Consider the following 13,370-nt stretch of genomic DNA (forward strand, 5'->3'; position numbering starts at 1 on the left):
GTTGATAGTTTAGTTAGTTTTGCTCCCACTTGGTTTAAGTTAGTTGTACAAGTGGGAGTTTTTTATGTTTAAGTTTAAGAAATCTTATTACAAATATGCAGTGGTTTGTTCTAATTTCATACCTCGTGACCCTTTTATAAGTATGGAGGCATTCAGAATAGGTTTTGATTTAATGTGAAATATTAAATCTGCCGTATTTTCGAAAAAGCTAATTTTACTGGACGTTGTTTTGCATTCAAAAAAATGACTACCAGCAAGCAATACTTTATCAATTTTTGAATTTTCAAGATAGGTTATAATTTTTTGATGCTCTTTTTTAGCATATGGACCAAGTTCAAACATATCACCTAAAATAGCGATGTTTTTAGTTTTTTTAGTGTTCGTTTTTTCAAAATTTTGGATTGCTGCGAGCATGCTTGATGGATTAGCATTGTAAGCATCCAACACAAGTTTGTTCGTTTTTGTAGTAACTAATTGCGACCTGTTATTAGTAGGTGTATAGTGTTGAATAGCATGTTTAATTGCTTTTAAGTCAACGCCAAAATGCAAGCCTATTGCTATACTTGCAGCAATGTTTGTATAATTATAATCTCCAATTAAATTTGAGGCAATTTCAATATTAGCCGTAGTAACTTTTACAAAAGGATTGGCTTCAATAAATTCAATCTTATAATCGCTATTCTGAGTGTTTGAAAAATAAATAGCTTTACTGTTTTTTGACTTTTCTGAGAGTACAGGATCTTCAATATTTCCAAAAATTGTTCCTTCGGTTTTGTCTAAAAAACGATAGAGCTCTGTTTTGCCAATCAAAATATTTTCTTCGCTTCCAAATCCTTCTAAGTGAGCTTTTCCAATATTAGTAATGTAGCCAAAATTAGGTTGCGCAATTTCTGATAATAGGGCAATCTCATGTAAATGGTTGGCTCCCATTTCCACAACACCAATTTCAGTTTCTGCATTCATAGAAAGTAGCGTAATGGGAACGCCTATGTGATTGTTAAAGTTGCCGCTAGTAGCTTTGCAGTTGTATTTTGCGCTTAATACTAAATGAATAAGTTCTTTTGTGGTTGTTTTTCCGTTACTTCCCGTTAAGGAAATAATAGGAATATTCAGGTAATTTCGGTGAAAAGTTGCCAGTTTTTGAAGTGTTTCAAGGACATCATTAACTAAAATAGTTTGGTTGTGGCTTATACTTGGATCATCAATTACAGCATAGTTTGCGCCATTTTTTATGGCGTTTAGCGCATATTTATTACCGTCAAATGAATCACCTTTAAGTGCAAAAAATAGCTGTTTTTTTTTTAAATGCCTGGTGTCAGTGCAAACCCCATTGCTATTTAAAAAAACCCGATGTAATTCTTTTATATCCATTTCAAATTATTTGGAAAATAAAAAAGCCCTAACTAAAAGTTAGGGCAGTAAATTTATATGATTTCTTATTAGTTAGTAGGTCTTCTAGGTCCGCTAGATTTGCTACCAACACGAGATACTGCGTTACGGAAACCAATGTAATCTGTAGCCATATCCTGAGGGAAATATCTACGTTGCGCTGGATCTAACCAATATGCTCTATCTTTCCATGATCCGCCTTTGTATACTCTTGCCTTATCATCAACTTGAGTTCTTCTTTTAGTAGATGTATCATATTGTCTTTTAAGTTCGCCGTCTTCAGTAGTTACACTATGTGTTGGAGAATTATACATATCTTTAGTTGGATCACCTACAATTTCTTCAAAAGCTTCATAGTAACGAGATGATTGTTTATCACCATCTCTGTAATTACGGTTGTCACTTTCATCAAAGTTTGTTCTTAAGTAAGTTTCTTCTTCATCAATAGGAACTTGCTTAATTTGACCAGGTAATGTTCTTGCAATTACTTTACCGTTACTTAGTGTATCGTAAACCATTTCGCTCGCTCCCAGTACTACAACAGTACCATCACTTGAAATAGCATTTTTAGTATACACATTACCTCTGTAGTAATTAAAGTCATTAAATTCATCATCAACAATAGGTCTGTAAACATCTGCAACCCATTCAGCAACATTTCCAGCCATATCGTATAAACCGTAATCGTTGGGCGTAAAACTCATTACTTCAGCAGTAATATCTGCTTTGTCATCACTCCAACCAGCAATACCGCCATAATCACCTGAACCTTGTTTAAAGTTAGCTAATTGATCACCTAATTTGTTTTTTGTTCCTGATCTAGTGTATTGTCCTTTCCAAGGGTATTTTTTTCTACCACGGTAGATATTGTAGCTTCTTAATTCTCTTAGTCCAAGTGCTGCATATTCCCATTCTACTTCTGTTGGAAGTCTGAATTTAGGAGGAATAATACCTGAGTCTAATTGAGTAAATCTTCTTCCTGAATTAGAAGCTTCACCACCACCTTCACCTTCGGCAGCTACATCAGCAGCACCTTCGCCACCTTCTCCTCCGTCAGCGTCACCTTCGCTCGCTTTACTGCTTCTTGAAGCTCTTTTTCCAGCCTCATTATTCATTTGTTCAATACGTCTTTGTGATTCTTTACCGCCTAAACTTACTTCTTCATTACCACCGTAAACTTGACTTGGTGCTGTTAAATAGGTATCACGGTCAAAGTTGTTACCTGGTCCTGATTGTAAATCAGCATCTTCAGAAATTCTACCTTGCTCTCTTAAAATACGCTCAGCTACCATGTTAGTTCTCCATTCGCTAAACTCAACTGCTTGAATCCAACTCACACCTACTACAGGATAATTTCTGTAAGCAGGGTGACGTAAATAATTGTTAGTCATTACCTCATTAAACCCTAAACGATTTCTCCAAACTAACGTATCAGGAAGAATTCCTTTGTAGATATCTTCATAATTTTTGTCTTTTGGATCATACATACGTTTAGTCCATTCAAGGTATTCTAGGTACATAAGGTTGGTTACCTCAGTTTCATCCATGTAGAATGATTGTACATGCTGTTGCGTAGGGGAGTTGTTCCAGTCGTGCATAACATCATCCTGTACTCGCCCCATGGTAAATGTACCACCTTCAATAAATACGGTGCCTACAGGAGGTTCTTGTTCTTTGTAGTTCGTGTTAACTTTTTGTCCTCTACCGTCTCTGTCATTAAATTCAATACCAGTTCCACGAGATTTATTCGCAAAGTCATTTTTTGAATTACAGCTAATGACAAATAAGGCCAGTGTAGCCCAAAGAGTTACATTAAAAAGATTTTTTTTGTTCATAATAACAATCCTTTGATAGAAATAGGGTTTGCAATATAACAATTAACGTTCTAAATTCAATTTTATTTTAGATTTAATTGCAGTTGCGTAAATTTGTTCACTATTGTAAATTAAGATTATTCTAACGACATAATCAGTGGCTTAGTATACTTTTTGAATTTTTAATCCGTTTTTAGTTTTATGAAATATGCATTGTTTTATACGTTAATAATACTTTCAGTGTTTAATTGTTTTTCTCAAATTAAACAATTTGAAGTATTATGGAATGTGGATAGTCTATCATCTAATCAATTAGATGTTGATTATCCAACTGCTACAAATATGAATGCAGAATTACTTAACGGTGTTTTGCTGTTTAATTATACTTGGAAGTCAGCAGCTACCGTAGATGTTGCTCAAGTTTTAAACCCAGTATATAAAACGATATCAGAAAGCGAATTGGGGGATATTGACAAGTCAAAAATCAAAAGCACTTTAAAAATCACTAGTGTGAGCTCATTTGCAAGAGGCGTGTCTCTTCAAACAATAACTTTTAATCCTATTGTAAAATTTAACGGACAGTTTAAAAAAGTGACTTCGTTTTCTTTAAATTCTGTATTTAAACAATCCTCCGTAGCGGCAAAAATTAGTAGTCAATTTAATATTTCAAAAAACTCAGTGCTGTCACAAGGGGATTGGTTTAGGTTTGTGGTTGATACTACTGGAGTTTACAAAATAACACCTCAGTTTTTAAATAGTATTGGGGTTGATTTAAATGGGGTAGATGCAAATACGATAAAAATATATGGTAACGGAGGGTTGTCTTTGCCATTGTTAAATAGTGAGAATGAAATTTTTGATGTCCCAGAAAATCCAATAAAAATAGTAGGAGCTGAAGATGGTGTTTTTTCTGGGAATGATTATATCTTATTTTACGGGAGAGGGACTAGGGGGTTTGTGCAGGAAAATTTGTCGCACATCAATCCGTATGATGATAACGCATATTATTATGTAACTACGGGTGGCGCTGCTAGTAAAAAAATAACACCTTTAGTTGAGCCTACGGGAAATGTTGATCAGGTTTTTGATACCTATGACTATGAAACCTTTCATGAGGTAGATTTGGAAAACATCGGAGGATTGGGTAGGATTTGGCATGGTGAAAGTTTTGATGTAGAAACAGCGCGGTCCTTTTCATTTGTAATTCCTAATGTGGTAGCTTCAGTTCCAGTGAGTGCAAGGGTGAAATTTTCCGCAGTATATTTAGCAAATCCTTCCATCGATTTAAAATTTTTAAATGGTTCGCAAGAGTTAAATTCGCGATCGGCAAGTTTTAGTTCTTCTTTAGGAGATAGTTTGGCGTTTAGAAGTTTGGATATTACGACCAATGTAGAAGGATTTAATTCTGATGTTTTTAACGTGCAAATCAATTTCAATAAAGAAGGGGATCCAAGCAGCGAAGGTTTTCTGGATTTTATAAGTGTACAAGCTAAATCTAGATTACTGAATGACGAAAAGCAGTTTGGTTTTTTTAACAACAATACGCAATCATTAAATGGAATTGGGGCATATAATATTGGAAATGCGCAAACAGTTTCGGCAGTGTGGGATGTTACCAATCCTTACGCAATAGCAGAGAAAGTAAATGATGGTTCAAGTGAGTTGAGTTTCAAATTTAATTTAGGAGATTTAAAAAAATATGTTGCGGTAAATGAGTCTGATTTATATACGCCTAGCCAAGTAGCTAATTCAAAAATTGAAAATCAAGATTTAAAAGGGGGCTTTTGGACAGGAGAATCTTTGAACACTTTTAATGATATTGATTATTTAATTGTAACTAAGGAGTCGTATTTGCCCGCAGCTATTAAGTTGGCCAGATTTCGAACTAGTAACGATAATTTTAAAGTAAAGGTGGTTACAACAAAAAGTATTTATAATGAATTTAGTACTGGTAAGCAAGATGTTGCTGCCATCCGTAATTTTGTAAAATACATTTATGATAATGCAACCAGTCCTGAAAATAGGTTGCGTTTTTTATGTGTAATTGGTGATGGTTCTTATGATTATAAAGATGTAATCAGGAACAATACTAATGATGTGCCGCTTTTTCATTCAATTCGCAGTAATTCATTTATAAATAGTTTTTCAACAGATGATTTTTATGGATTTATGGATGAAAATGAAGGAGTGTTTCCAAGCAGAGATTTTTTAGATATTGCAGTGGGTAGAATGATTGCGCCAAATTTAGATACGGCAAATGACGTAGTGGATAAGGTAATTAAATTTTATGATAAAGAAGCTTTTGGCGATTGGAGAACCAGGCAGTTATATATTTCGGATGATATTGACGAAGAAATTGATTCCAAATTGCAGGACACCTTGAATAATATTGCTGATCGTTTAAAAAATAATGTGCCTAATATTAATGTAGAAAAACTATTTGCAGATGCATCTGTACAACAGGTTAGCTCAGGAGGAGAGCGTTATCCACAGGTAAGAAGGAGTATTTTAGATGCTTTTGAATCAGGTGTATCCTATGTGAATTATTTTGGTCATGGAGGAGAAGATGGAATATCGAGTGAAACAATTTTTACAGCACAAGATGCGAGAGAATTATTGAACGAAAGTCAATTGCCTATTTTTACAACATTTACTTGTGAACTGACCCGTTTTGACAACCCGAATAGATTAACTGCTGGTGAATTTATGTACTGGAATGAGAATGGGGGTGCTGCAGCGCTTTTGACAACAACAAGACAGTTGACATTTCCTACAGCTATCGACTTGAATATAAGTTTAGAAAATGTTTTTTCAACTCCTCAAGGGGTTGCTTTGACTGTTGGCGAAGCTATTAGGTTGGCTAAAGTAGATGCGGGAACTGGACAAAATAAACGCGCGGTTTTTTGCGTGGGTGATCCTGCTTTAGGGGTTCCTTTTCCTAAGCCAGGAGTTGAGTTGACCAAAATAAATGATATAGACATAGCTGATTTTAATGGAGAATTAAAAGCTTTGGATAGAGTGAAGTTAACGGGAAGAGTCTCCTCAGAAGGAGCGGTGGAAAAATTTAATGGAGCGATAAGTGTGATTCTTTTTGATAAAGAATTCGAGAGCGAAACCTTAGCTAATGATAATGTTAGGATTAATGGTCAATTAGTTAAAATTAAGTTTGATCAGTTGGGGGCTCGGGTTTTTCGAGGCCTTGCAACTGTAGCTGATGGAATGTTTGAAATAGAATTTATTCTTCCTAAAAGTGTCCAGTTGGAAGTTGGCGAGGGTAGAATGAGTTTTTATGCTCAAAATAATGTAAAGTTGGAAGATCGGTCTGGTTCTCAAAAAATGCGTATCGGAGGCTTAAATACGGATGCGCCAAACGATGTGCAAGCACCAACAGTGGAGTTGTTTTTAAATGATGAAAGCTTTGTTTCGGGTCAAAATGTAAACGATTCCCCTGTCCTAATTGCCAAATTTTTTGACGAAAATGGGATTAATACTGCTGGAGGTGTTGGGCATGATATTATTGTGATATTAGATGATGATGAAAAAAATCCAATTGTTTTAAATGATTATTACTCGACAGATTTGGATGATTTTACAAGGGGGAACTTAAGTTTTAGATTAAGGAATTTGTCCCCAGGGGATCATACACTTAAGGTAAGGGCGTCGGATGTTTATAATAATTCCGTTTTTGAAGAAATTAATTTTATAGTGAGTCAATCGGGAGATTTTAAAATAAATAGAGTGCTTAATTATCCGAATCCATTTGTGAGTTATACAGAATTTTGGTTCACTCACAACAGTGCAATAAACGATAATTTACAAGTTAGTTTGCAAATTTTAACGGTAACAGGTAAAATTGTTAGGACAATTAACAAAGATTTGACTGGTAGCGCCAGTTATACCGATCAAATAACTTGGGATGGAAAAGATGATTTTGGTGATAAAATAGGAAAAGGTGTATATGTATACAAGATTTCTGTTAAATCAGCGTTAACTAACAAGACTTCATCTAAATTTGAAAAACTTGTCATCTTGTAGGAAAAGTCAGAATAAAAATTATATTTGTCAAAATTTGAAATTTTATGAAAAATAAGTTTGTATGGCTAGCGCTTGTATTATCTGTGGCTTCCAATATTTTAAATGCACAGGAAGCGGATAGAAAAATAACAACTGCTTTGCCGTTTTTGCAAGTTGCAGCAGATGCTAGAGCAGGAGGGTTAGGAGATCAAGGGGTAGCAACTTCACCAGACGCTTTCTCGCAACAATGGAATTCGTCAAAATATGCTTTTGCAACAAAGGAAATTGGTGTAGCATTAAATGTAACACCATACTTAACAAGGTTGGTTAATGATATTATTTTAGCAAACTTAGTGGGTTATAAAAGATTGGATGAGCGTAGTGCAGTTTCAGCCAGTTTTAGATATTTTAGTTTAGGAGAAATCGAATTTAGAGATGGACCTAATCAAGAGGCAAACATTCAAAAGCCAAATGAATTGAGTTTTGATGTAGCCTACTCATTAAAATTGAATGATCGATTTTCAATGTCGGTAGCTGGTAGGTATTTGCGTTCGGATTTGCGTTTGCAAACCTCGGTACTTGCAGGTGATTCAAATGCAGGTAATGGTTTTGGTGTGGATATTACGGGGTACTACCAATCAGAAGAAATTCCATACAGTAACTTTGATGGGCGCTGGAGAGGTGGATTTGCAATTACTAATATTGGTCCAAAATTAAAATATAGCGAAGATCAAGAAAGCTTTATTCCAACAAATTTGCGTTTAGGTGGTGGTTTTGATTTCGGAATTGATCAGTATAATAAAGTAAGTGTAACAGCTGAAGTTTCAAAATTATTAGTGCCAACACCTCCAAATTTTGATACTAATGATGATGGGACTATTGATGATAATGAATTTGAAACCTTTGACGAGTTTGTCAATAGTAAAAGCGCTTTCGGTTCTATTTTTTCATCATTCAATGATGCGCCAGGTGGTTTTTCTGAAGAATTACAAGAATTTACGTATTCATTGAGTGCGGAGTATAATTACAATGATGTTTTTGCTTTGCGTGCTGGTTATTTTAACGAACATGAAAGTAAGGGGGCACGTAAGTTTTTTACTCTTGGAGCTGGGTTTAAGTATACTTCAATAGGTATTGATATGTCTTATTTATTTTCAACTTCCAATACGCCAAGTCCTTTGGATGGAACATTGCGTTTTGGACTTACATTCTCATTCGGTCAGGATTATAGAGAATTTTAATAAGTAAAAAAGTAGAATTAAAATGCTATTCTTTTTAAAGAATGGCATTTTTTTTTGCTTATTAATTCAGTATATATGGAGTTTTTCTTTGAATTTAGCAAATTCATTAACATTTATTTCATTCTGCTGCATTTTGTTAAATGGCGCTAAAATTTTAAAAGAATAAGAATGCTTATTTTTATAAACTAGTACTTCGTGTTTAATGTCGAATGTATTATTTTTGTCTATTGCTAAGAAAAAGGCGAAAGGTTATTTTTTAAATAATCTCAATTTATAATTGAAACTATTCAATTCCAATGAAAAAAATTACCAAAGGAGTGTACCTAAAATGGTACGAGGACATGCTTTTCTGGAGAAAGTTTGAAGACAAACTTGCTCAAGTATATATTCAACAAAAAGTAAGAGGGTTTTTGCATTTGTATAATGGGCAAGAGGCTGTTTTAGCTGGGGCGTTACATGCAATGGATCTTACTAAGGATAAAATGATTACGGCATATCGTAATCATGTACAGCCAATCGGTATGGGGGTAGACCCTAAAAAAGTAATGGCGGAATTGTACGGAAAGGAAACAGGTACTTCAAAAGGTATGGGAGGTTCCATGCATATTTTTTCAAAAGAGCATCGTTTTTACGGAGGTCATGGAATTGTAGGTGGACAGATTCCTTTAGGTGCTGGTTTGGCTTTTGCAGATAAATATTTTGACAGGGATGCTGTTACACTTACTTTTTTTGGTGATGGTGCAGCACGTCAAGGATCTTTGCATGAAGCATTTAATTTAGCCATGCTTTGGAATCTACCAGTGGTTTTTTGTGTTGAAAATAACGGATACGCAATGGGTACTTCGGTAGAGCGTACTGCAAATCATACCGATATTTGGAAGTTAGGTTTAGGATATGAAATGCCATGTAAGCCAGTAGATGCAATGAATCCAGTTTCTGTTGCAGAGGCTATGGATGAAGCTATAACCAGAGCACGTACAGGTGGAGGCCCAACATTTTTAGAGTTAAAAACGTACCGTTACCGCGGGCACTCCATGAGTGATGCTCAAAAATACCGTACCAAAGATGAAGTAGCTGAATATCAAAAAATAGATCCAATTACTCAGGTGTTGGATATTATTAAGGAGAAAAAATATGCTTCGGCAAAACAAATTGAGGAAATTGATCAGCGAGTGAAAGATAAAGTAGCTGAATGCCAAAAATTTGCTGAAGAATCGCCATTTCCAAAACCACAACAGATGTACGATATGGTGTATGAACAGAAAGATTATCCTTTTTTACCACATAAATTATAATAAAAAAATATGGCAACAGTAATTAACATGCCTCGTTTAAGTGATACTATGGAAGAAGGTACCGTAGCATCATGGTTAAAAAAAGTAGGAGATAAAGTAGCAGAAGGCGATATCCTTGCAGAAATTGAAACTGACAAAGCTACAATGGAGTTTGAATCTTTTTATGAAGGTACACTTTTACATGTAGGCGTATCCGAAGGCGAAACAGCTCCAGTGGATCAATTACTTTGTGTTATTGGTAATGAAGGTGAAGATATTAGTGGAATTTTGGCTGGCGGTGGTGATACTGCTGCGGAAGCAACCGAAGAAGCTACAGATTCAGGTGATGATGAAGGAAGTGCTGATGCTGCTGAAGTTCCTGAGGGAGTGGAAGTTATTACCATGCCTCGTTTAAGTGATACTATGGAGGAAGGTACCGTAGCATCATGGTTAAAAAAGGTGGGTGACAAGGTGGCTGAAGGTGATATCCTTGCTGAAATTGAAACTGATAAGGCTACCATGGAATTCGAATCCTTTTACGAAGGAACGTTATTGCATGTTGGTGTGCAGGAGGGTGAAACAGCGCCAGTAGAAAGTTTATTAGCAATTATAGGGCCTGAAGGAACTGATGTTTCAGCTTTAAAAGGTGGCGCTCCAACAAAAGCGAGTAAATCTCCAGAAGAACCTAAAGCAAAACAAGAAGAAAGTAAGGAAACAGCACCAAAAGAAACTAGCACTGCTAGTTCTGCTAATGACGGACGTATTTTTGCATCGCCGTTAGCAAAAAAAATAGCCTCTGATAAAGGAATTGATCTTGGATCAGTGACGGGAACAGGGGAAAATGGTAGAATTATCAAAAAGGACGTTGAAAACTTTAAATCAACTCCTAAGGTGGAAGCTTCTGCTCCAGCTGCAGCAACTAAAGCAAATGTTCCTGCCCCACAATTATACACTCCTGTTGGAGAAGAGGTATTTGAGGAAACTAAAAATTCTCAAATGCGTAAAGCTATCGCTAAAAGTTTAGGGAAGTCTAAATTTACAGCGCCACACTATTACCTTTCTATAGAAGTGGATATGGATAATGCAATTGCTTCGCGTAAGCAAATTAATGCTATACCAGATACTAAAGTTTCTTTTAATGATTTAGTGGTAAAGGCCTCTGCAATGGCATTGCGAAAGCATCCACAAATCAATACTCAATGGCAGGATGATGTAACACGTTTTGCAAAACACATCTCTATAGGTGTAGCTGTTGCTGTTGATGATGGTTTAGTAGTTCCTGTATTGCCTTTTACGGATCAAATGACTTTAACTCAAATAGGAGCCAATGTGCGTAATTTGGCAGGTAAGGCAAAAAGTAAAAAATTAACACCAGGCGAAATGAGCGGAAGCACGTTTACAGTGTCTAATTTGGGTATGTTTGGTATTACATCATTTACAAGTATCATTAATCAGCCAAACTCAGCAATTTTGTCAGTAGGTGCTATTGTGCAAAAACCAGTAGTTAAAAACGGAGAGATTGTTGTTGGAAATACTATGACACTAAATCTAGCTTGTGATCATAGAACTGTTGATGGCGCCACTGGAGCGGCATTTTTACAAACACTTAAAACATATTTAGAAAATCCAGTGACTATGTTAGCTTAGTCATTAAGTAGATTTTTAATATTACTAAAACCCTTGTTAATTAATGATTAACAAGGGTTTTTGGCTTTATAAATGGTAAATTTGGGTGTTTTTGTTAAAATTTAAAAAAAATTGCTCGCTCAATATTGTTTGTTATGTTAAACTTTGTTTAAAATAGGTTTTTTTGTTTGTTGCGTGGTTTTGTTTGTTTCTCTTTTTTTATGTTCAAACCAAAAAATATCTATGTTTGATCAAAAATTCTTCTCACACAACTTGAATATAGTATGTATTTCAATTTGCTCGACTCAAAAGGTTTGGTTTTGGATAAATGGTTATTGCTTGTCCTACTCTAAGTTTTGAACTTCGTAATTGATTCCAGGTTTTAATATCGGATACACTGACATCAAATTTTTGTCCAATTTTACTTAGGTAATCTCCCCTGCGAACGTGATAGGTGAATTTTTTACTTGTATCATAATTGTGATACATTGATTTTTCCCGTTGATCTTCCCTTATAGCGGCAATTTTATACAACTTTTGTTCGTATTCAATAAAGTTTTTCATTTTTTCAACAGGAAGTCTCAAACTGTAGCGGTTGCTTCTTGATTTAGGGATGATGTTAAGTTTGTAAGCAGGATTCAAAAATTGAAGTTCTTTATAGTCAATTTGAATTGCTTTGGCTATTTCCTTAAAAGTTACCTTAGTTTTAATTTTAACAGTATCCGTTTCAATACTTAAATATTCGGGTTTGTGTGGCGTTAAATTGTGTGCTTTCGCATTTTCAAAAATATACATATACGCTAAAAAGGCAGGTACATATCCAGCAGTTTCTCTTGGTAAATACCTTCTTATATTCCAGTAGTTTTTCTTGCCTCTAGCTCTTTTTAAAGCTTTTAAAACATTCCCGGGGCCTGAATTATAAGCTGCCAGCGCCAAATCCCAGTCTTCAAAAGTTTTGTATAAGCTTGATAAATATTCGCAAGCTGCTTTGGTGGATTTCATAGGATCCATACGTTCATCAACATAGGAGTTTATAACTAAACCCTGCATTTTTCCTGTTTGGTACATGAATTGCCACAAGCCAGTAGCTCCCATTGAGGACTTTATTTTGGGTCTTAATCCAGATTCAACAACGGCTAAGTATTTTAATTCTAGTGGTAAATCATACTGATCCAGTTCCTTTTCAAAAATAGGAAAGTAGTAATAACTTAATGAGATCATTTTTTCGAGTAATCCCCTTCGTTGCTTTAAGTTTTTTTTAATTAAATTTTCGAGTATTGGGTTGTATTCTACATTAAACGGAGTTTTGTTATCCAAAATCTCCAATCTATTTCTTAATGTTTCTGTAGGAAGTTCCTTGTAGGAAACGGGCGTGTCGGATTCCGTATTTTGAATAATATTCCGTATATCGTCATACAAATCTGACTTATATAGTTCCTGACGCCATATGGAATCCATTTTGTCAACATCCACTTTATTTTCGCTTACCTGAATTTGTTCTTGCTGTTGTTTACGTCTCTTTTTTTAAATTTTTTCTGGCTAAAGCCATAAAATACACATCCGAGGAGAAAAATAAGGGAGCAAAATTTAATTTTCATTGAAACAAGAATAAGTTTAGTATTGTAATCAACGTGTTTTTTGCAAAAAGATTATTTAAGTAAATTCCTACAAAATAATAGCTATTTTATTGTGTTTGCGGTTGATCAAATCACTTTTTTCCTTAAACAGAAAAATGAAGCATAGTTAATGGAGTGTAAAGAATTGTTAAACGACAAAATTTGTTGTTAAGTGTTGTTTGTCACTCAAATTCCTCTTAGGATTTACGGTCACTTTCTTTCTGAAATCAACAAAAAAATTAAGGGGTATTACATTATTTTCAGAAAAACAAGAGCAGAACTAAATGGTATGAAAGGTGAATTCAGCTGCAAATAATAGGAAAGATTTTGATAAGTTTTTATTTTGTGAAAAAGGGATGCATCGGTTTTCAAAATAACTTTTGACTTTCATCAGCA

Annotated in this window: 7 protein-coding genes; 4 read left to right on the top strand and 3 right to left on the bottom strand. The window is 34.8% G+C overall.

The genetic code is table 11. The features are described 5' to 3' along the window. Positions 1–87: 87 nt before the first annotated feature. Both GMC_RS0100100 and gldJ read right to left on the bottom strand, forming a co-directional pair. Positions 88–1,371 (bottom strand): UDP-N-acetylmuramoyl-tripeptide--D-alanyl-D-alanine ligase, encoded by a 1,284-nt coding sequence (locus tag GMC_RS0100100; protein WP_010520217.1) that lies wholly within the window; start codon positions 1,369–1,371, stop codon positions 88–90. Between the two features lie 68 nt (positions 1,372–1,439). Next, a complete protein-coding gene (gene gldJ, locus GMC_RS0100105; protein WP_010520218.1) occupies positions 1,440–3,224 on the bottom strand; it encodes a gliding motility lipoprotein GldJ in 1,785 nt (594 codons plus the stop codon). A gap of 180 nt (positions 3,225–3,404) precedes the next feature. On the opposite strand from gldJ, the gene porU reads away from it, so the two are divergent. From porU to GMC_RS0100125, 4 genes are all read left to right on the top strand, one after another. Then, a complete protein-coding gene (porU, locus tag GMC_RS0100110; RefSeq protein ID WP_010520219.1) occupies positions 3,405–7,238 on the top strand; it encodes a type IX secretion system sortase PorU in 3,834 nt (1,277 codons plus the stop codon). Between the two features lie 44 nt (positions 7,239–7,282). Then, entirely contained in the window at positions 7,283–8,458 is a 1,176-nt protein-coding gene (porV, locus tag GMC_RS0100115) for a type IX secretion system outer membrane channel protein PorV (protein ID WP_010520220.1), read from the top strand. A gap of 296 nt (positions 8,459–8,754) precedes the next feature. After that, positions 8,755–9,753, top strand: a complete 999-nt coding sequence (gene pdhA / locus GMC_RS0100120; RefSeq protein WP_010520221.1) for a pyruvate dehydrogenase (acetyl-transferring) E1 component subunit alpha — start codon at positions 8,755–8,757, stop codon at positions 9,751–9,753. 9 nt (positions 9,754–9,762) lie between these two features. After that, a complete protein-coding gene (locus tag GMC_RS0100125) occupies positions 9,763–11,379 on the top strand; it encodes a dihydrolipoyl dehydrogenase family protein (protein ID WP_010520222.1) in 1,617 nt (538 codons plus the stop codon). Between the two features lie 270 nt (positions 11,380–11,649). Here the strand turns inward: GMC_RS0100125 and GMC_RS0100130 are convergent, their stop codons facing one another. Next, on the bottom strand, positions 11,650–12,816 hold the full coding sequence (locus GMC_RS0100130) for a lytic transglycosylase domain-containing protein (RefSeq protein ID WP_138940520.1): 1,167 nt from the start codon (positions 12,814–12,816) through the stop codon (positions 11,650–11,652). Positions 12,817–13,370 lie beyond the last annotated feature (554 nt).

The sequence above is a fragment of the Aquimarina agarivorans genome (assembly GCF_000218485.1).
GTDB lineage: Bacteria > Bacteroidota > Bacteroidia > Flavobacteriales > Flavobacteriaceae > Aquimarina > Aquimarina agarivorans.

Bases quoted from the DNA above. Each gene is read 5' to 3' on its own strand.
- GMC_RS0100100 (WP_010520217.1), bottom strand. From the start codon at position 1,371: ATGGATATAAAAGAATTACATCGGGTTTTTTTAAATAGCAATGGGGTT.
- gldJ (WP_010520218.1), bottom strand. From the start codon at position 3,224: ATGAACAAAAAAAATCTTTTTAATGTAACTCTTTGGGCTACACTGGCC.
- porU (WP_010520219.1), top strand. From the start codon at position 3,405: ATGAAATATGCATTGTTTTATACGTTAATAATACTTTCAGTGTTTAAT.
- porV (WP_010520220.1), top strand. From the start codon at position 7,283: ATGAAAAATAAGTTTGTATGGCTAGCGCTTGTATTATCTGTGGCTTCC.
- pdhA (WP_010520221.1), top strand. From the start codon at position 8,755: ATGAAAAAAATTACCAAAGGAGTGTACCTAAAATGGTACGAGGACATG.
- GMC_RS0100125 (WP_010520222.1), top strand. From the start codon at position 9,763: ATGGCAACAGTAATTAACATGCCTCGTTTAAGTGATACTATGGAAGAA.
- GMC_RS0100130 (WP_138940520.1), bottom strand. From the start codon at position 12,816: ATGGATTCCATATGGCGTCAGGAACTATATAAGTCAGATTTGTATGAC.